The sequence below is a fragment of the Tianweitania sediminis genome (assembly GCF_017813335.1).
In the GTDB taxonomy this organism is placed as follows: Bacteria; Pseudomonadota; Alphaproteobacteria; order Rhizobiales; family Rhizobiaceae; genus Tianweitania; species Tianweitania sediminis.
The window spans coordinates 86,275-106,568 of sequence record NZ_JAGIYY010000013.1 but is presented as its reverse complement, the minus strand read 5'-3'; the positions used below and the strand labels follow the sequence as shown (position 1 = coordinate 106,568).

Below are 20,294 nucleotides of genomic sequence, written 5' to 3'. Positions count from 1 at the left end.
CGAGCACCGGCCGCACACGAGCCTGCGCGGCCTCACCCCGAACGAGTTTGCAACCCGGTCCAGATCGGACCACAAGGAGAACAGAGTCCAGTTATGAACGAGGGCTGATCGGGGGCAACGTCAGAGCTCCAAAGGAAATCGCTCTCGGGTATACCAATTGATCTCCCGGATCGCTTCGAAAAGATGCGGCAAAGGACGGTTTGGCGGCGCCTTCGATGCGCTCACTTCGAGCCATCTTTTCGATCCAATGGCTGTGTCGTCCGTCCATTCACCCGCGTGAACGGCGAATGTGTCCGCCACCGATCATGGTCATGTCATTAAGCCGCTCGTAAGTGTCACGCCTGTGAACTCGAGGAAGGTTCTCAAGGGATCACCCACGCTGAAGCCTTCAACTTACTCAACCTTCTGGTGCTGCGCAGCTTTGCGCAAGCCTGTGGCAATATCTAGCCGTCAACAGCGGCGTCGCCCTGCACCGACAGCTTGATGGGCTCCGCGCTGGCCCTTGACGTGGTATGGGCCACTAACGAACGCTTGCCGAGAAGCTCGAGGCTTTCAGCACTTCCGGCGCGGTCGGTACCACCGCGTCGAGCCCCGTGCCGTCACATTCGATACATGGGATCAAGTCGGGTTCGCCGGCGTCCGAACACATCCCGGCCACACCCAAATCAGCGCCTGAAATGTATCCCGCGCCTTCGCACGCGAGGCAAGCGAGCCTCGTTCCTGATCGCCTTTGCGAATGCCTATCCTTGCACATGCCTGATCATCCAAATGGGGAAGCAGTTTAGGCGGCTGACAGTTGTCAGCAGCAACATTTCTTAGTGTCGTACTGGTTAGGCGGCTAACCGCCTTTGCTTTGCTTCCACCTCACGGAGAAAGGCCGCGAGATGCGCGTTATAGGCGCGGGAACTTTCAAGGAACGGCGCGTGGCCTGCCTGCGCGATCCGCGCGGGGTGACCGCCCCAAAGCGACTTGAAGTGGACGTTTTCAAGGAAGCTCGCGCTTGAGAATGGCTCCGCCTCGCCATCGATGATGGCGATTGGCACGTCGCTGTTTTCAACGAAGTCGAGTTCGTCGGTCGCCAGCCCTGCCGCCAAGCTTGCAAACAGGATCTGCCGCGCCTGACCATCAGTCCGGCGAATGGCTGCCTGGAAATCGGCAACATACGGCTCCGAGGCCATGGCTCGGGCAACGAATGCGATCTGCTCATCATCCAGGTGTGCTTGAGATAGCAACCCGAAGGCAGGGTGGGGCTGAAATGCCTCCATCAGCCCTTCCATTCCGGGGCGCGCCGGCGGTGTGCCTGTCAAGGCGATGGCAGCAACACCTGCCCAGCGAGACGCCACCTCAAGGGCAACATGTCCTCCGAGAGACCAACCCGCCAAAGCAGCGCGTTTGATACTCAGAGCCTCCAGCACCTCGCAAACCGCGTCGGCGTAGCCGGGGAGTGTATACGTGCGCTGCGGATCAACAGCATCCTGCGATCCGCCATGACCTGGAAGATCCAAGGTAATCACCCGATGCTTAGAAGCCAAACCACTTTCCATCTGGCTCTTGAAGACATCCTGCGATGCAGAATTGCCGTGCAGGAAGAGGATCGGCAATCCATGACCGCCGCTATCTTTTCCGACGATCTTGCCATGACTTGTTGATAGTGCAAAATCTCGCATAATCGGCCTCGCCTCCTGACGAAGTACTTGAATGGGAGCGAAGAAGTCGTGTACTTCTCCGTTGGTGCTCCTGTTCTAATAGGCGTCGGTTATGAAGTGGTAGACCGGCGGCCCTCTGCAAGAAATGTCTGGACTTAAGGTAAATCCTTCCGCTAGCTGTTCGATAAAGTTGCACGGAAGTTCAGACCGATGACCAAGCTAAGCCAAATGTACGATGCGTCTGCGGCCGGTTATGTTTTGGGTCACGGCAAGGAGGAGCTCGAGCGCCTCACGCAACAGGGCGAGTTTTTTCGTCACTTTACGGAATCCGTTTTTCACAACGCGGGCCTGCGTCCCGGCATGCGGGTCCTCGATATCGGATGCGGCGCCGGTGACGTTTCACTGATCGCCGCCGGCGTGGTCGGAGCCGAAGGTCAAGTCGTCGGACTCGACCGGGCTCCTGATGCCCTCCAGGCTGCGCGGAACAAGGTTGCCGCTGCCGGATGGTCAAACGTCACGTTCGTGGAGGGCGAAATCCACGAGGTGGAACACGACAGGTTCGACGCCGTAGTGGGGCGCTTCATTCTGCTTCACATGCGGGATCAGGCGAAGACATTGACCCGGCTCAAGCAGGCTTTGAAGCCGGGTGGCGTCATGGCGTTCATCGAGATGGATCTCACCACCGCCAGTGTTTATCCGCCCATGGCGCTCTTCGACCAGGCGCTCGGCTGGATCGTGGAATGCTATCGCAAGGATGGTGTCGACGTTGATGTCGGATCGAAGCTGTTCAGCTTGATGTCGGCGGCGCAGCTCAACCCGCTTGTGACGGCGTCCACGCGCGTGTCGGCGGGCGAGACCACGGACCAGGCCTGCGACTACCTTGCCGAAACACTTCGTAGCCTCATGCCGCGAATCGAACAGCTATCGGTTGCTGATCCGAACCAGATCGACTTGGCAACCCTGGCCCAGCGCCTCAAGGAACAAGCCCGTCTCGACAATTCCTGCTTCTTTTACCCGCGCATGGTCGGTGCCTGGGGTGCTCTCAGCAACATGCAGTGAGCGAGCGACCGGCGTCTTCCGAAAGCGACCTGGATTCTGTTCTCCGAGGGATCTTCTGTAAAACCTGATCGGCGGATAAAACGACGGTTCGGGGCCGCAGTAGTCAGGTATTCCGCTCCGCGGCTCCTCCATAGGAGCAGCCGTGTCTGCTGCTGCCAAACAGCGTCGCCGGAGTGCTTGTTCTCTCGGCTTCTCCGAACATCGCCTCACGCTCGGCGCGCGTGGAGCGCAGAAACGGATAGCGCGCTTCAACGACGTTCCGCTGCTCCTGAAAGTCCAGAAACAGCAGGCTGAGCGGTTTGGTCAGCGTGTGGTATTGCCTGCAATCGCAAACAAGCCGGTAGTTGAAGACGCGCTTATAGAACGCCTGGTGCTCCGCCCTGGCCGTGGAAAGCACCAGATCCGCCTTGTAGTGTTCTCCGGCGACCCAGCCCGTCCGCGCCGTCAGATACGCGAGTTCCGGATATTGCCGCGACCATTGGGCATCAACCACGAAGCGGGTCGGATCGACGATCCGACGGCCCCTTTCCATTTCCGGCTTCAGAATATCCGCAAAGGCCCACATGGCCGGCAGTTCGAAACAGCCTGATCCCGTTGCGTGGATGCGCATGGACGCACACAGGTTGTCGTCGACAAACAGACCGAGAAGCTGCGCGTTCGGCGTTTCGTCATAGGGATCGGTGAAGCGGCCGGTTGAATTCGCCACGATCGCGCCTTCGCGGAGATAGGCGGCATATCGCTGACGGAAGATCTGCTCCCGGTCTTCGGGTGTCCTGGCGGGTCGGTATTCAACCCGCTCAAGGAGCTTCTGGACGCGATCAACAAACCGGTTGCCTGCGGTTTCAGCGATCGCTTCCATATTTCGTCCTTGGGCCGAAGGAGCGCCGTCTAGGCTGCGTCTCGCTTCTGGCTTAAGCTTGCAATCAGAGTCAAGGTCTCATCAATATGTAAAGGTTTACTGAAAAGATAGCCTTGAAGCTCATCAATTTGTCCGATCTCTTCCAAGAGAGCCAGTTGTTGCCGAGTTTCAACGCCTTCCACCGTGACCGAAAGACCGAGCTCCTTTGCCAAGCTGACGATGCCGGCTATGAGTTTCAGGGACTTCGGATCCTGACCAATATCGCGCACGAATGCGCGGTCGATCTTGATTTTGTCGAGCTTAAGCCAGCGGAGATAGCTGAGGCTCGAGTAACCTGTGCCGAAATCGTCCAGGGCCAAACGAACACCCATCCTGGATAAGCCCGCGAGGTCCTTAAGAGCCCCCGCCTCGTTGTGAAGCAACACTGACTCGGTGATCTCAAGCTCTAGTCGTGAGGCGGGCAAGCCGGTTTGCTTAAGGGTCTGGCGCACGACCTCAAGGAAGTTTCCGTCGCGAAACTGCAAGGAGGAAAGGTTTACGGCGACGCGGATGTCCTCTGGCCATTTCAGACATTGCAGGCAGGCGGTTTCTAGCACCCAACGTCCCAGAGAAACGATGAGCCCGAGATCTTCTACAACCGGGATGAACTCCTGCGGCGAAACGGAGCCGCGTTCCGGATGATCCCACCGAAGCAGCGCCTCGAACGTGCGCACGTGCCGGGACTTCATGTCAACTAACGGCTGATAGGCCAGGTGGAAGCGGCGCTCTTCAACCGCCTTCCGGATGTCCGTCTCGATCGCTTGCCGCGCCCGCGCGCGATGAGCCATCTCGGGTTCGAAAGCACGCCAGATGCCTTTGCCATCGGCCTTCGCCTGGTAAAGCGCCGTATCGGCGTCTCGAAGCAGCTTTTCTTTCGTGGTGTTCCTGCCGCCCGACACCGCCACGCCTACGCTGGCGCCGAGAGCAACGGAGTGATTGCTCAATTGATATGGCTTCGACAGGATCGCGATAGCCGCTTCTGCAAGCTCAACCGCAGTGGGCATGTCGACCGACGGCAAGCAGACCACGAACTCGTCGCCACCGAAGCGAGCAGTCTTGCCAGCCTGCCCGACCACTGCGGTAAGCCGTCGCGCCACTTCACGCAGCAGATTGTCACCTTGATGGTGCCCCAACGTGTCGTTGACGCGCTTGAAGTTGTCTAGGTCGATGAACATCACCCACAAGCGCCCCCCGTCCGCTTCTGCTTTTGCGAGCGTTCCCTCGATTAAGGAGTCAAGGCCGTTGCGGTTCAGCAGCCCGGTAAGAGAATCGAATGTGGCAAGGAACTCCACCTTTTCCTCGGCGGAGCGGCGTTCCGTGATGTCCTCGAAACACACCACAAAGCCGCCGCTGTCCGCGCCTTGGACGGTAACAGACAAGAAGCGGCCATCATCCGTAGGGAAGTCGGCTTTCTCGCTTCGGCCTGTGCTTGCGGAGAGGCACATGCGCTTCAGCAACCGTTCCGCCTGAGGCGATGCTTTGAAAGGGCAGGCGGCGATCAGGTCGTCCAGGCTGTCGATGGAAAAAGGCTGTTCCGGCTGTGACGCAGTACCCAGCACGGAGCGAAGGCTCTGGTTGAGCACCACGGCACGACGTTGTGCATCGAACATCACCAGTCCATGCGGCATGTTCGTTAAGGCAGTATCGAACCGGCTGGCCAGCTTCGAATAGCCACTCGCGCTGCTGACGGCCTTTACGAGCGTGTTCTTCAGGCCAGCAGCGATGCGTCTCATCGCCACGAAAAGAGGCAACAGCACCAATATGCCGATTAAGGGATAATAGCCGCCGGCCGAAATCAGGCCGATCGCCAGCGGAACGGCAGAGCAAAGGATCTGCGCATCGATCAGCTTGTCGTGGGCATAGTTCCGGCCAGAGACTCCGATGTGGTAGGCAATCACCATGGACAGGCTCAGCATCTGGCTGAAGGCGTCATCGGTCAGCAGGAACGTCATCATGCAAAACGTGCTGAGCAGGGCAACGTAAGCCGCGGCTGCTATGACGTAGTGAGCTTCCCAGTCTCGCGCGTCGTCCTGGGTCCAGGAAGAAGGATCCGAGCGCCGGTAGCGCCGCACCTCGATGGCACGATAGGTGGCGACCGCGAGGATGAGCGCCACGCTGGCGTAAAGATAGGGATTGCCGGTCTTCCAGGCGATGAGCAACGCCGCGCCGGTGGCAGCAACACTTCCGATAATTAGCGAGCGCAGTTCACCGTACAGAGCCGAGACGAACGAGATGTAGATCTCGCGCGGGAGCTGCTCACTGGTCTGCTGGTCGGGAAGTGTGAACGAGTTCATGTCCTCAGCACCGGAGACGATCTAAACACCCAGGGTAGAGCGGTTGGTGTAAAGATCGCTTTAACGGAGCAAGATCTGAAGAAGCTGAACTAGAAGAAGGGATCAGCTGCTCAGGGAGCAATCCCCGTAACAGGGATAGTTATAGTTTTATGGGCTCTGAAGCCGGCCTCATTTCCTCGAAACTCCCGGGAACAAGCCGTTTCAAAGGCAGAATTCCCTAAGCCAAGTAGCAGGGAATGACTTTCGCCGAGCAGGGAAGCTACACCAGCGCAGCAGGGATCGAAGTTCTAGTTCGGTTCGATAGGTGTGATAGCCCGCCTGCACCGGTCACGACACTTGGACGCTTGCAGATGATCGCGTCCTGATCTCCCCAATTTTGGATACTCCTTTTGAGGTAGGTTGAAGATCTTTCAATCATCTTACCTCCTAGGTCGTAATACCGCTCGAGCTCAAGGAAAAAATTTGGCTTAAGACAGTTAATAATTTCATTATACAAAGGTTTGCAAAGTAATAGTCTGATCATGCGATTGTAGCTCGGGGTTAGGGCTTATTGGGGGGTGATCGCATGTGGGGACGTCTACTAACGATCTTATCTGTCAGTTCTTTGGGTTTAGCAGGTTGTTCAACAACAAAAGAGGACATGAATACCGCGGGGGTCAAGCCCGCTTACGGCTACGCCGTTACAAACAACCCTACGCCATACAGCAAGTGCCTCGCAGATCTTGCTGATCTCAAAGTGAATTCGAAACGACTGCCGGTCTTTTCCGTGGGGGAGATCGTAGACAAGACGGGGCAGATCAATACCGACAATGACAGCCGGGCTTTGAGCCAGGGTGTGTCTGAGATGGTGATCAGCGCTCTGCAGAAAACGAAGAAGGTCACACAGGTCGAGCGGCTCGACCTTCGTATACCGCTGGCGGAAGTGAAGCTTGCTGAACAGAAGAAGCTGTCCCGTACTGAGGCGGAATACGGCAAGCTACCCGCCAGCGACTTCATCCTTATCGGTGCTCTGACGGAGCTTAACTACAACATCGTCTCAGGCGGTGCGCAGCTCTTTGTGCAGGGTATCGGCGGCGGCGCCCGTAGCGTCGTGGTCAATGTCGCCCTCGATCTGCGTGTGATCGACGCGCGGAGCTTCAAGATCCTTTACGTCGCAAGCCTGCAAAAGCAGGTGCGCGGCTACGAAGTCGAAGCCGGAGTGTTCCGGTTCTTCGGCAATACGCTCATCGAGCTAGACGTCGGAGCGATTCGGAATGAACCGCTTCAGCTCGGCGTGCGGTCCGTCGCTGAAATGGCCGTTCACCAGATCATGACGGACTTCCTTGGTCTCCCCAAGAGTGAAGGCTGCGCTCTCGTGGAGAACAATCACACGGCGTCATACCTGAAAAAGCGGCCATCAACAGGAGAGAAGTCATGACTAAGTATCGGGCAATACTTCTCGGCGCGACGGCTTCGGCGGCGTTGCTGGGGATTACACAAGGCGCTTCGGCGTTCGAAGTGGTGGATTGGGATTGGACGCATACCGTAACGGGCGAAACGAATGTCAGCGTCGACGTTTATGTCGACAACGACCCGGAAGGCCTGGTGCAGGTAGAGAAGCTGCAGGTCCACTTCGGCAACATCAGCGCAACCTCGAATGTGGACGGCGTCTTCAACAACGCGGCCCCGAACGGGACCACCGGCAGTGGGACCATTCTGGTCAACGAAACATTCAACTTCGACACCGTTTTTGATGACAGCGGGCCTGATCCGGCAGAAATCACGCCGGTGGTTGGGACTGGTCCTGCCAGCAACAACTTGACGGCAAGCCTTCTGGACGGTGGGACGATCACCGAAGGGACTGATACCCTCGGGTTCCAAGTTCAGGTGACAGGTGAAGTCCCTGTTGAAAACGTGATCCTGGATGGGGTCCTCAGCGCGGTCGACTTGCCGATGGTCGAGAACGCCGCAACGGCTGTGGCCAACAACCAGTCGATTGAGGCTGATGTGCCGCTTTACCTGCACGATGCACAATTCGCTGCAGGCGGGTTCGGCGCAGAGGGAGGCGAACTGTCCGGCATCGGCGCTCTCGGTGCGCTTCTCGCTGGCGCCTACATCGTCGAGAACGACGAGGATCTCGAAGACATCAACGAGCATACGACAATGGCCGCTCTCCTGACGGTGGCGGCGGGCGCGGGACTGATCGAGCCAGCGGAGGTCAATGCCAGCGCAAGCGTGTCAAACATCTTAAACGCTTACGTCGACAATGCGGCCACGGCGGTCACCAACAACGCCTCGTTTACGATCGAGTCCGACAACATCGAAAATCATGTGATGGTGGCGGATCTAACGCAGTGGGGCTACGCAAATGTCAGCGCTGCTGCATCGGTGAACAATGTGAGCCTGAACGGCTACACCGGCTTCGGCGAGGCGGGCCTCGGTGGTGGTTTGGACGAGATCACCCCGATTGTGCGTAACGCTGCAACGGCGGTTGGAAACAACCTCAGCATCTCTGTTGGCATGCCTGACAGCGACGAATGATGAAAGCGGGGGAGGGCGGCTCCCGCCCTTCCCCACCTTTCTGGGGAGAGCACGCACATGAAACGGTTCTTATTTTCGATGGTGGTCGGCGTCACGGCTTCGCTTATAGGCAGCCCAACATCAGCCGACCCATTCAGTTCAGGCTGGAAGCCGAAGCCTAACGCCAACCGCGCGTCAATCGCTTCGCTCATGCTTCAGAAGGAACAGATGCGCAACAAGGTGCCCAGCTATGCCGGGGCGATATTCACGTGCGGTGGTTCAGGCGGGGGTGGCAGAGGTGGTGACGGTGCGGCCGGCGCCAGTGCTGGGCCGGGCGGTGGTTCCGCCACGGGAACAGCCACCGCCAACAACAACTGTTCCATCGTTGTAGACTCGAAGGGCACGGTACTCACCTCTGACCAAGTCAGCGATGGCGATCAGAGCTCAAACGTCAACACCGGACGCGCGAGCAGTCATGGGGCGGAAAGCCTCTCATCTATCTTGGAAAGCATGGAGTAACCCCAAGAGCTAGGGTCACCATCGGTGCTCCTCACTCCTCCATGCAGCTCCGGCCGCGCTTCACGGCGCGGCCGGAGTCAAATCAATCAACCGAAGGAGATGTACCCATGCGTACACGTCATCATGTGGGGAGAACATCCTCATCTTTCGTGCTCTCTGCCTTTGCTGGCCTCCTTTTGACAAGCAGCGCCAGCGGGCAACAGACCACGCCAACAGGAGCAACTGCGGGCTCAGAACAAGCGGCGCAACTTGCACCTGATCAGCCGGCCGCTCCGCCGCCGACAGCCGCAGCCGCAGCCGAGCGACCCGTGCAAGCCGCCGCACCCGTGAAGCCATGGAATGTCCGCTGCAGCGAAGGACAAGGCGCCCAGGGAGGCAGCTGTCAGATGTTCCAAACGCTCGCCAATCCGAAGGGCGAGCGCGTGCTAGCGGTATCCATTCGCAAGCGGCCACAAGGTTTGTCGATGGTTATGGCCTTGCCACATGGCCTGCATCTTCCTGGCGGCGTCGTGTACCAGGTCGATGGTGGTCAGAAGAAGAGCATCCCGATCGAGGCAAGCGACGACAAGGGTGTTTACGCTGTGATCCCGATGAACGAGGCCCTCCTCGCGTCCATGAAGCGAGGCAACACGTTCAATGTAACAATGACAGCTATGAACCGTCGGCCCGTTTCAATCCCGATGACTTTGTCGGGCTTTACTGCGGCCGCAGACGAGCTCGTCGCCAAGCAATAGCCGGCAACACCAACTGACCACAACTAGCGCGGAGCGGCTCGCTTCGCGCTTTTTGTCGGCTGGGGCCAAACTCCCCCCGAGGTGCTGAAACCTTCAGAGGTGGAGCCGGGGCGGCATGCTGCTCAAGGGAACAACAAGCTCGGGCGAGAAAGTGATGCCGTGCTGTATCGCCCATATCGCTGCCTGTGTGCGATTGCGCACGCCAAGCTTCTTTAGGATGGCCTTCACATGGACTTTAACGGTCGCTTCGGTGATGTTGAGCTTGGTTGCGATCACCTTGTTTGGACAGCCATCAGCTAGCCACTGCACAATGTGCAACTCGCGGTCCGATAATGGAATGATGTGGCCCAGCTCTTTGACGTCGCGCCTGAGCGGAGACACATGCTCTGCGCAGAGATAAGTGGCGAGTTGGCTCGGGTAGACCTTTTCCCCATGTGTCACCAGGTGCAACGAGTCCAGCAGTGCCTCGGGCGAGATATCTTCCAAAAGATATCCATCAATCCCGCACGCGACGCAGGCCGCGAACTGCTCTAGCTGTATCGTCTTGGCCAGCAGAACGACCCAAGGCGGGTTGGACGACGATTTGAGCGCTTTGATATCGCTTGAGATGATTGCGATGTCGTCTGGCTTCTCGATCAGAACCAGCGCACGCTCGAGGTCATCTCCAACAATGTTCCGAACCGCATCAGTTTCAAACTGAACGGCGAACTGCGTATCTCGCAAAATGAGCGAGAGACCGAAGCGGAATAGTTTGCTTTGTCCTACTAAATACGTTCGCATGCTGTCCCCCCTCCTGGTCAGCACACCCCACGTAAACACAAGCGCCAGCGCAGCTCGCCCTTTTCCTACGTAGCGAGATGCACCTGCGCGCTAACCCCAATAAGCGCCAAGAGCACCCGCGTTGCAATGAGATGATCATTTCAACGTCAAGTTACATTAGCACAAATAGTTGTGGATGAAAGCTTAAAATCTCCTCTTGCTCAGAGGGGTATGTCCTGTGCCGGCTGAACAAATGGTTGTCGGGCCGCTCACATTCGATCGGGCGAATGAGGATTGATCACATTTAACGGCATTCACTCAGGCTTCGGGATTCTCGTAGCGGTGAACGTAGGACTCGATAAGCCGATCCATCGCCTCCCGCGAGATGCGGTTGTAGTCTCGGGAGAACCCCAAAGTAGCTACAAATTTCCAGTGGCCATACATCAGCGAGATCAGCAGATAACCGAGCTCGCGGCAGGCTGGCTGCGGTAGAGTGGGAAAACTGATCTGGATTTCATGAGCCACTGTCATCTGAAGCAGCGCATATTGATCGTGCAAGTTGCGCTTTACCCGGTCGGATGTTGAAGCATAAGCGAAAAGTGCGTCGTACACGCTGTCATCGCGAGGTTTTTCGAGCCCTTTTTCGCTCAGGAAGTCGAAGTAGAAGTCGAGAAACGTTCGAAGACGGCGGTTATCATCGGAGGCGATGATGCCCCGCATGAGGCAATCGCGGTATGTTGCGGCAAGATGGTCGCACAACGCTACGGCGAGTGCTTCAGGGTCCGGAAAATAGTGCCTGATAAGCTGGCGCGACATGTCGCCGCTTTGTGCCACGTTGTCGTAGCTGGGCAGCGAGATCCCATGGGTTTGGATTGCCTGGTAGAGCGCTTCGACGATCTCCGGCCGCCGAATATCTGCGATCTTCTTTGCCATCTGCCGTCGATCTGAATCACCTGTGTGGAGGTGAAACAGATAACGTCGAATGACCCGAGCTGCTAGGCGCGAAGGCGACGCAGCCTGTTTGCTGCGCCGCCTTGTTGTTGGATGGGCTAATAATTTGTCGGCGGCTTGGGTTCAGTTCATCAAGAAGAGACCATCATCAACCGCGTTCTTGATGATGCCCATCATCTCCGGACTTGTGGCGAAGCCGATGAACAGGTCCTCGTCCGAGAGGCCAGCTTCCAGTTCGCCAAGCCAGTAGATGCGGCCGCCTTCGTCAGGTGCCCGATCAAACACGTTCTGGTAAATCGCGTCGATCAAGGCGTCGTCGGACGGCGTTGAACCGTAGAGGGTTTGAAACTCAAGCGAGTTGACGAAGCCTTCGACGATCTTCTGGATATCGACGCCCTTCGCTGCCTCGTTTGCCCAGTAGGTGAGGCCGCCGAGGTCCGGCGTGCGGTCAAAAACCGCCTGGTAAAGAGCATAGACGGTCTTTGCGATGTCCGTATCGTTGCGGATCAAGGAGGTGTCGTTGAAGACGATCTGCTCGACATTCTTCAGCTCGATGAGCTGGCTCGACCCGTCGATCGGAACAAGCGTGAAGCCGCCCTCGATCGGCTGAAGCGTGTAGTCGGACAAAGATCCGTCGATCGTAACCGTGTCGAACCCACCCTTACCATCAACGATGCTGGGAGCACGCACGTTGGAGAACGTGTTGTTGTCGTCGTCGCCATTCAAGATGGCGGGGCCAGGGTTGCCGCCACCGCCACCGCCACCGCCTCCGCCACCGGGGTTTCCGCCGGAGCTTCCGAAGAACACGATCTCATCGTCTTCACCGGTGTAGCCGTTGTTGGGGGCGGAGTCCGGATCCGGTTCGCCAACGGCCACCAGCTGCGCCCGGGCAAACTGGGCATCCGCATCGTTGACCTGCACGGTGACCGTCAGGGAACGGGTGAGGTTGTCGCGCATATTGCCGACATCCCAAATGCCTGTTGCTGGGTCGAAGGTACCCTGCACACCCGGATTGCCGGAAAGGATCTCCAGCCCCGCTGAATTCTCAAACTTCACCTGCAGTGCCGTTGCCGAATTGGGCCCGGCATTTGTGAGGTTGATGGTGAAAGTCAGGGTGTCGCCGGCAATAAACGTCGTCTTATCAACGGTGCCTGCGAGGCTCACATCAGCTTGAACCACCTGAGCTGCGTCTGCGGTACGGTATTGAACAAGGCTGTTGTTGTCGAAATTTGTGTCATAGGTCGTGTTTGACCGCACCTCGCTCGACGAAATGGTCGGTCCAGCCGTCTGGATCTTGCCGGAGATGGTGATCTCCTTGGACTCACCGGAGGCCATCGTTCCAAGATTGATTGCCTGACTCGTAGCGGTCAGCTGTCCGGAACTGCCACCGGAGATCTGGTAGTTGGCTACGCCGTAACCACCTGAGACCATGCCTTCCACATATTCGCTTAGGATCACGTTGTCGGCACCTTCAGGGCCGCTGTTCGTCACCCGAAGCGTATAGCTTGCCTGATCGCCGACCGCACCATTGCCGGCAGCCGTGACGAGCTCAACCGATAGGTCTGCGTAAGTCGGCACGACTTCCACAAAGCTTACCAACCCATCATCGGTGTTGTTGAGGAGATCATCGTCGAAGCTCGTCGTACTCGCAGCGGAAGAATGCGAAACGATTTCCGCGTCATTGCCGTTGCGGTACAACGTGATGTTGATCGTCTCAGAGGCGCCGGCAGCAATGTCACCAACTTCCACAGAGAACAGGTTGTCCGTGCTCGTTAGGTAGTCCGCTCCGGCATCCGTATCATAGTAGTAGTAGGCTCCGGCCGTGTAGCTCTCCGTGAAAACAACACCCTTTGCCGTGGCAGCGCCCTCATTGGTCAAGGTCACCTCGTAAGTGACCGTGCCTGCGGCCGCATCAACGACGACGTTGTCCAGGCTCGTGACGACACTCAGATCCGCTCCGCTCCCGACCACGGCTAGGTCCGTGGCATAGGGTGATTGGGTGGGCACGCCACCCTCAGAGGTGACAACGGCATACACATAATAATCGCCGGTCGGGACGGCTGAAGTGTCCCAGGTATAAGTTGCGGTGGCGCCCGGTGTGAACTGAAGACCACTTGCGATCGGAACGCCGTCGTACCCGTCGCCGTCATCGTCGTAATAGAGCGTCACGTCGCCGGCTGATGCATCGGACGTCACGACGTACCCGATAGACACGTTGCCAGCACCCGATGCGACCGTCGTAACTTCTGCGGCAGCAGGTTCAGCGATCTCGAAGCGCGACCCTGTGACGTCTCCAAGACCAGTTTCGTCGGCAGCCGCGATCATCCAGCCTTGCGTGGGAACCGTGCCGCCTGCCGTGTCGGGGCCGACGGCCACGGTGACCACACCATCGCCCGAGAGTTCCTCCACGATCATGATGTTGTTGTCGGCGAAATCGGCTTGCTGCACCGTGCTGCCATCAGGCTTGGTGATCACCAGATCCGGACGCGCCGCGTCTGTGTTCGACCATTCGAGCATCAGCAGCACATAGTCCGTTTCATCAGCGGCAGCAGCCACAGCAAAAGCTGCGTCTGCGTCAGCTGAAGCCACCAGCGCCATGCGGCTAGCGGACGGCGCCAAAGGTATGTTGTTGGCGCCGATCACGCTGAAGTCGCCATCGAATTCGGCCCGCAAGCCGAAAACGCCGGTAACCTCCTGACCGAACACAAAGAACGAATACGTGCCCCAAACGGCTGACGAGTCATTGCCAAGATTGTTATCGTTGGTGAAGGTCAGCGCCGCGTTACCGCTTTGAAGCGTCTTTCCCTTCAGGAAGCCTGGGATGCCATCGATATTCGGGATCGCGACGCTGGCGGAACCACCGAGACCGACATTGTAGCTTTTGTCGATCTTAAGGATTCCGTCGCCCTTGGCGGCGCCAAACAGCAACTCATAACCGCCGTTGACGACCAAAGTACCCTTTGCCCAGTTCAGGTCGATCGTGCCGGTTTCCTTCAGCAGGCTTGGGCTAAACACGGAAACAGTTCCGGTTCCCTTGAAACCATCCTGGTTGATGGAAACATCGACATCGCCGCGGCTGACGGCGAAGTTGCCAAAGTCGAATGGGCCAACCTTGCCGATGTTGATGGTGGGTCCGTAGGTGAAGCCAACGCCACCGGAATAGGTCACCGGATCCGCATTGCCCGGCGCGAGCTTGTCGACGCCCAATGCGAGTTTCTGGAAGAACAGCCCAGGCTGGATGGCAGGCGCCGGGATGTTCATGTTGTCGACGCTAAAACCAATCGTGTTGATGGCCAGCGGATCAAGCGCAGCACCCAGCGTTAGCGCGATGGACGGCGTTCGTGCACCGACCGGCAGTTCAAATGTTCCGGTGCCCGCAACGGTTGTGGGTGTGCCCGTGGTGTCAATGGCAAGTGAGAAGTCCTTGAACTTGAACTTACCAAGCTCAATGTCGCGCTCAAACTTGATGTTGCCCTTGAAGTCGACCTCGCCGTTCTGGACGCTGACGAAGTTTGGATCCAGGATATCGACGGTAAGCTTCGTGTCGACGCCCTTGATTGGCGCCGCAATCTCCATCTTGCTCTGGAACTTGATTTGTTGATCGAAGGCGCTGTAGCCGATCGTCGAGTCAGAGGCTTTGGCTTCGATCAAGTTGAGGAACTTGTACTCCGCGTCCGGCAAGCGGAGTTTGAAGCTTGGACCCGCGAAGTTGAGGCCGTTCTGATCGAGAACGAGAACGTCGCTGCTAACAGTTTGCTTGTTGACCTGAATAGCGCCGATCTCACCCGGCAGGGCAAACTCGGTGTCGAAACGGACACCACTCTTACCGACCGTGAAGCCTTCCAGATCAACCTCAAGCCCGCCGAGTGAGAGAAAACTGCCGACGTTGAGGTCGGTGGCCTTTCCGGTAGCGTAAGGGATCTTGAAGCTTCCGGTAAACAGCGGCTGCGAAACGTTGCCTATGGCCGCATAAACGGTGCCCCCGCTAACAGAAACTTCGGTCTTATTGATTGTAACGGTGCCGCCCTCGACTCGGAGCAACTGGCTGGTGCCATCCTCGCGGCCAATCATAACCGTACCAGTATAGGTGCAGGTATCGGGTGTGCTCGGGTCGTGTTCAAAGTTGCCGCCAACCGCGTTGACACTCAGCGGCGCGGTATCAGGGCATTCATCGCCTTCGGTCTCAAGGCTATAGTTCCAAGCGGTACCGGCATCATCCGTGATGACGTAGACCTGTACGTTGTCGGCGGTGCCCCGATCAATCTTAACTTCGCCCGAGCGGCTGCCGCTTACAAAGCCAGTATCGAGCAGCGTTTTCCCCTCATATCGTACAACGAAGCGGTCCGGGATGCCGTACATCTCGAAGCTGTACTTCAAGACATTGTCGCCAGAGCCCTCCAACGCGATGGTGGTCTGGCTGCCCTCGAAACCACCGGAGTCAGACAATGTAGCCTGCTCAACCGCGAGCTGTTGACCATCAACTGACGCGAAGCCCTGGTCCTCGACATGCGTTGTATCAGGGACAATGAAGCCTTCGCTTTGAACAGCCGAGTAGAAGGCGCTGCCTTCATCGCCAGGGGTGTCTACGCCGTTAAATTGGTGGTCGAGGTGGTGGCCGTACTCCTCGATCAGGAGGCGCGATAGAAAGCCCGGCTCTGCATCGTTGATCTGAAGAGCTTTATCCGAGATCAGGATCAGATCGCGACCGGCCACGTAAGCCGCCAAGGCACCTTGCAGAGATGCGTCGCTTACTACCCTGATTTCAGGCCAATCTGTCTGACCCAAGGTAAGGGCCCGTGCGACATCATCGGCTGCAGAGGGGCCGAAGATCTCCGTAAGCAGCGATGCCAACGACTTTGAGTCCCCGAGCTCAAGCACGAATCGCAGCAATGCTTCGTCGGCAAGCTTCTGCGCCGCAGCGATGGTCTCGCCATGGTGAATAGACATCCCAGCCCCCTGAAATACTCTCCGCGCCAAGGTGACGCCTGTACTTCTTCATCTAATGCACTTTCCCAAACGTAACGCAATCTTAATAATTTGCAGATCGAAAATTTCTTAGCTTGGAGGACTGCTCAGCAGCGCGTGGACTTTGGAGACGCTCCACTTCCCGCTGTGCCCGATGGGTGAAGGTTAAGGCAGCTCGCTTTGAGTTGTCGTTGCACCGCTGCAAAGGAAGCGGCGAGAGCAAAAGCCTCAACCGAGCGGTAGCGGAGGTCGACATCAACAACGCCGCTCACGCAGTCATCCCTGGCGGTAGACCAGCGATGATGGAGGCGTAATGTCGTGCCCCCTTCTCGATGAAGCCTTGGCAACTCCGCGGCGGAGAGACGCCGGCGTTTACTGTCGGGTGGGGGGATCGCCTGAGTGCTGAAGATGCCTCAGCCGGGGAGGCGAATGTTTCTAATGCAGTTGTCTGCCTCGCCGGCTCCGTCGTCAGAATGACTTGGCAATCCAACCATTTTCTAACGGTTTGGCCGGGTGCAATCGAGGGGCGGAGGCCCTAGCGCATCAACGGCGCCGCCACGGGTTTGTTTTCCGGGCCTGGAGCAGGTGGCGAAAGGGCGAAAGCCCGCGGCTGCTTTTACTCCGAAGCCCCACACAGCAGAAGGAATTTTCCCCTTTCCCGAGCAAGTTGCGTCGTCCGGTCGCCTTTTTTTGGACAGGGCCTTTTCAGGTAATAAACTCCAGTGTATGAGTATAGTGTTAACGTGAGTTCAGTATTTCTTAGAGGAGACAAGTCATGACACGATCTTTCCAAAAAATAGAAACTGGTTTGCAAAACGAATTGCAATCATCAGAGAAATCGTATTCGAAACCAGATTTCAAAGTGGGTTACGCAAACCCTCCAAAGCACTCGCAATTCAAAAAGGGGCATTCTGGAAATCCTCGTGGACGGAAGCGACGCAGTGAGAACACGAACGTGTTGCTTCTTGAAGATCTCGCAGAGCTAATCGAAGTACGCGAGAAAAACGGGACTACTCGGAGGATCACGAGACGTCACGCTGTCATTCGAGCGCTTGTAAATGACGCCATCCTCGGCAGACCGCACGCCAGACAGCTTCTGATCAAAGTGCTCGATATCCAACCGTCACCCGAGGCGTTCACGCCGACGAAGGACGACGAGGAACTCTTGCAGCGCTTCTTGGAAGACGGGCAAAAGAAATCTGATGAGCCGTCCGACCAAGAGTGAAGCGGTTGCCGCGCTTTTTCGCAGCAGTTTTCCACCGTTTCACGGGTTTGCATACCGTGAACTTCATGGGGAAGTGCTCCGAGGAAACTTGGCTACCGAGCTTATTGCTGAACATTGTGAGGAGGTCGCACGCGGCAGAACGCGGCGCTTAATGATCAATGTTCAGCCCCGGGCCCTCAAATCAGAGATCGCGTCCGTCGCTCTACCTGCCTTTGTCATCGGGCGCGATCCCACCAAGCAGATCCTGATTATCGCGGGTTCGCAGAAACTCGCTGCTGAACTGATGAGCAAAGTGATGAAACTGGTCGGTGGATCCCGTTACCGATCCTTGTTTCCAGCGGCTGACCTGCGGTCGAAGGGCGCAACATCCCTTCGATCGCGACAAGGAGGCAGCATCACGTGTGCTGTTGTTGGGCAGCAGCTTAGCGGGCGAGGGGCCGACTTGATCATCGCCGATGACCCTCTGTCCCCTCAATTTGCCAAGGACAAGGGACGACGGAACGCCGTCAACAGCTGGTATGATGCAGAAGTCCGCACCCGCCTGAACAACCGGAGCGACGGCGCAATCATCATCGTGATGCAGCGGGTTCATCCAGACGACCTATGTGGACATCTGCTCGAAACGCAAAGTGAAGAGTATGAAGTCCTAGCCCTGCCTGCAATCACGCGCACCAAGGAGGACATCCGTTTTCCGAGTGGTCGTGTCTACACGAGAGAAGCGTACGAAGTTCTAGATCCAGAACGCGACAGCGCGGAGCAGCTGGAGGCGCGTCTGGACGAGATCGGGGGATTCAACTTCATCGGGCAGTACCTGCAGGGGGACTTTGCGCCTTGGGATGAAAATGAGGTCCGTTCGGAGTACCTGTTCAGCAAACGACCAAAGAACTGGCGCCCCGGTGATCCACTGGCTTGGAGCGCGCTGTTTGCGTTGGATATGCGAGATGACATCAAGGCAGCGTATTTCGGCGGTTATTCAATCTATGAGGACTATCAGCAAGACCGCTGGGGAACGATGGAAGAGCTGCAAGCGTCCATTGTAGAACAGCAGCGCCGCAGCGTGGAACTTGCGAATAGCACTGGTCCGCTCCCGAAACGCAAATTGACTCCCCGCGAGCGTAAGCTGATGCAACATGCAATGCGCGGCATGAAGGAGATGCAGGCGCGCAAAGCAGTGGTCTGGGCACCCCTGTAGAGCGTCCGCCGCGGAAGAAGCCCTCGAGACATCCCGCTGCTCGCTTCAGCGCATCGGGATATCTGCGCAGGTTTGCCAAAGGTCCCTTGCGGTTCATGTAAACGCTTGTGGCGTTTGCCGCTGGCTTGACCTCGGCAGCCACGCTCGGACGTACTTGCAACATCAGCTTGTTTTAAGACACCTGTGACACGCTTCGAGCTTTGAAGGCGAGCTCGAGATGTCGAACACCAGAAAGTTGTCGGGGCAGCACCTGACCGTTGTGTACCGCTCCCTCTCCGAGCTGAAGCCCGATCCGCGGAATGCGCGAACACACTCGAGGAAGCAAACGAAGCAGATCGAAAACTCGATCAAGGCGTTTGGCTTCACCAACCCCATTCTTGTAGACCAGGATCTTAGGGTCATTGCCGGTCATGGCCGGCTTCTTGCTGCCAAGCAGTTGGGCCTGGACGAGGTGCCGACAATCAGCCTTGCCGACCTGACTGAAGCGCAGGTCCGCGCGCTTCGCCTGGCAGACAATAAGATAGCGCTTAATGCCGGGTGGGATATCGAGCTTTTGCAGGTGGAACTCGGAGGGCTGGAGGAGCTGAACTTCGATCTCGATCTGACGGGTTTCTCGACGGGTGAAATCGACTTGGTCCTTCACCCTCCGCAAGATCCAGCCGATGAAGACATCCCTGAGGTAAGAACGGCGCCACGATCGAAGCGTGGGGACATTTGGATCCTGGGTGATCATCGGATTGGCTGCGGTGATGCCGCGGACGTCGATTTCTTGCGTTCGGTCGTAGGAGACGGGGAGAAGGTCGACGCCGCTTTCCTCGACCCACCCTACAACGTAAAAATCAGCGGACACGCGAATTCTCGCGGCCGGCACCGAGAGTTTGCGATGGCTTCAGGCGAGATGTCTGAGACTGAGTTCCAAAGCTTCCTGAAAAGCACACTTGGTGCTGCCGCGGCCGTTTCGAGGGATGGGGCCGTGCACTTCGTTTGCATGGACTGGCGGCACATGACCGAACTCCAGAGCAGCGCAGCCAAGATCTATGGAGCCCTGATCAACCTGTGCATCTGGAACAAGTCGAACGCAGGAATGGGTTCGCTTTACCGCTCGAAGCATGAGCTGGTTTTTGTCTACAGGGTTGGGCAAGAGCAGCATTTCAACGCCGTGGAGCTCGGCAAGCACGGGCGCAACCGGACGAATGTTTGGGACTATCCGTCTGTCAATTCGATGCGCGGAAGCCGTCGTCAGGACCTCGCGCTTCATCCGACCGTAAAGCCAACGGCCATGGTCGCCGACGCTTTGAGCGATGTAACGCGGCGCGGGGATACGGTCCTCGACGTCTTCTTAGGATCGGGAACGACACTGATTGCTGCTGAGAGGATCGGCCGGCGTCTCAGGGGAGTAGAGATCGACCCCGCGTATGTTGATGTCGCTGTGGATCGTTGGTGCTCGCTTACCGGACGGGAAGCGAAGCTCGAGAATGCGGACACGCTTAAGACGGGGTTGCGTCGCGCTTGAAGCTGACCGTTTAACACCATCGCGATCAAAAAGCGCGCAG

Annotated in this window: 15 protein-coding genes; 9 read left to right on the top strand and 6 right to left on the bottom strand. The window is 57.5% G+C overall.

Features of this window, described 5'->3' with window-relative positions:
- Positions 1–830: 830 nt before the first annotated feature.
- A complete protein-coding gene (locus J5Y06_RS22310; RefSeq protein WP_245248303.1) occupies positions 831–1,544 on the bottom strand; it encodes an alpha/beta fold hydrolase in 714 nt (237 codons plus the stop codon).
- Here J5Y06_RS22310 and J5Y06_RS23210 point away from each other — a divergent pair.
- Entirely contained in the window at positions 1,488–1,649 is a 162-nt protein-coding gene (locus J5Y06_RS23210; protein ID WP_245248305.1) for a hypothetical protein, read from the top strand. The genes J5Y06_RS22310 and J5Y06_RS23210 overlap by 57 nt on opposite strands.
- A 207-nt stretch (positions 1,650–1,856) precedes the next feature.
- Positions 1,857–2,705, top strand: a complete 849-nt coding sequence (locus J5Y06_RS22305) for a class I SAM-dependent methyltransferase (RefSeq protein ID WP_209337413.1) — start codon at positions 1,857–1,859, stop codon at positions 2,703–2,705.
- Between the two features lie 103 nt (positions 2,706–2,808).
- Here J5Y06_RS22305 and J5Y06_RS22300 read toward each other — a convergent pair whose 3' ends face one another.
- Complete coding sequence (locus J5Y06_RS22300) at positions 2,809–3,564, bottom strand: N-acyl amino acid synthase FeeM domain-containing protein (protein ID WP_209337412.1); 756 nt, start codon at positions 3,562–3,564, stop codon at positions 2,809–2,811.
- A gap of 29 nt (positions 3,565–3,593) precedes the next feature.
- Positions 3,594–5,897: a putative bifunctional diguanylate cyclase/phosphodiesterase gene (locus J5Y06_RS22295; RefSeq protein WP_209337411.1), complete on the bottom strand. Its 2,304-nt coding sequence runs from the start codon at positions 5,895–5,897 to the stop codon at positions 3,594–3,596.
- Between the two features lie 565 nt (positions 5,898–6,462).
- On the opposite strand from J5Y06_RS22295, the gene J5Y06_RS22290 reads away from it, so the two are divergent.
- The 4 genes from J5Y06_RS22290 to J5Y06_RS23385 are packed head-to-tail and all read left to right on the top strand — an operon-like array spanning position 6,463 to position 9,649.
- Positions 6,463–7,314: a CsgG/HfaB family protein gene (locus J5Y06_RS22290; RefSeq protein ID WP_209337410.1), complete on the top strand. Its 852-nt coding sequence runs from the start codon at positions 6,463–6,465 to the stop codon at positions 7,312–7,314.
- Positions 7,311–8,417 carry a hypothetical protein gene (locus J5Y06_RS22285; RefSeq protein WP_209337409.1) on the top strand — a complete coding sequence of 369 codons (1,107 nt, stop codon included), beginning with the start codon at positions 7,311–7,313 and terminating at the stop codon, positions 8,415–8,417. The genes J5Y06_RS22290 and J5Y06_RS22285 overlap by 4 nt, the downstream gene beginning before the upstream one ends.
- A 57-nt stretch (positions 8,418–8,474) precedes the next feature.
- Entirely contained in the window at positions 8,475–8,915 is a 441-nt protein-coding gene (locus tag J5Y06_RS22280; protein ID WP_209337408.1) for a hypothetical protein, read from the top strand.
- Between the two features lie 41 nt (positions 8,916–8,956).
- A complete protein-coding gene (locus J5Y06_RS23385) occupies positions 8,957–9,649 on the top strand; it encodes an invasion associated locus B family protein (protein WP_342453477.1) in 693 nt (230 codons plus the stop codon).
- Positions 9,650–9,742: 93 nt separating this feature from the next.
- Here J5Y06_RS23385 and J5Y06_RS22270 read toward each other — a convergent pair whose 3' ends face one another.
- The 3 genes from J5Y06_RS22270 to J5Y06_RS22260 form a co-directional block, all read right to left on the bottom strand.
- Positions 9,743–10,429: a LuxR C-terminal-related transcriptional regulator gene (locus J5Y06_RS22270; protein WP_209337406.1), complete on the bottom strand. Its 687-nt coding sequence runs from the start codon at positions 10,427–10,429 to the stop codon at positions 9,743–9,745.
- 297 nt (positions 10,430–10,726) lie between these two features.
- The gene (locus J5Y06_RS22265) at positions 10,727–11,341 is read right to left on the bottom strand and encodes a TetR/AcrR family transcriptional regulator (RefSeq protein WP_209337405.1); all 615 of its coding nucleotides are present in this window, start codon (positions 11,339–11,341) and stop codon (positions 10,727–10,729) included.
- A 141-nt stretch (positions 11,342–11,482) separates the two neighbouring features.
- Positions 11,483–16,306 carry a DUF4214 domain-containing protein gene (locus tag J5Y06_RS22260; RefSeq protein WP_209337404.1) on the bottom strand — a complete coding sequence of 1,608 codons (4,824 nt, stop codon included), beginning with the start codon at positions 16,304–16,306 and terminating at the stop codon, positions 11,483–11,485.
- A 793-nt stretch (positions 16,307–17,099) separates the two neighbouring features.
- Here J5Y06_RS22260 and J5Y06_RS22255 point away from each other — a divergent pair.
- The 3 genes from J5Y06_RS22255 (at position 17,100) to J5Y06_RS22245 (ending at position 20,254) form a co-directional block, all read left to right on the top strand.
- Positions 17,100–17,549 carry a DUF5681 domain-containing protein gene (locus J5Y06_RS22255; RefSeq protein WP_209337403.1) on the top strand — a complete coding sequence of 150 codons (450 nt, stop codon included), beginning with the start codon at positions 17,100–17,102 and terminating at the stop codon, positions 17,547–17,549.
- A complete protein-coding gene (locus tag J5Y06_RS22250) occupies positions 17,527–18,741 on the top strand; it encodes a hypothetical protein (RefSeq protein WP_209337402.1) in 1,215 nt (404 codons plus the stop codon). The genes J5Y06_RS22255 and J5Y06_RS22250 overlap by 23 nt, the downstream gene beginning before the upstream one ends.
- A gap of 217 nt (positions 18,742–18,958) precedes the next feature.
- Positions 18,959–20,254 (top strand): site-specific DNA-methyltransferase, encoded by a 1,296-nt coding sequence (locus J5Y06_RS22245; protein WP_209337401.1) that lies wholly within the window; start codon positions 18,959–18,961, stop codon positions 20,252–20,254.
- The last annotated feature ends 40 nt before the right edge of the window (positions 20,255–20,294 follow it).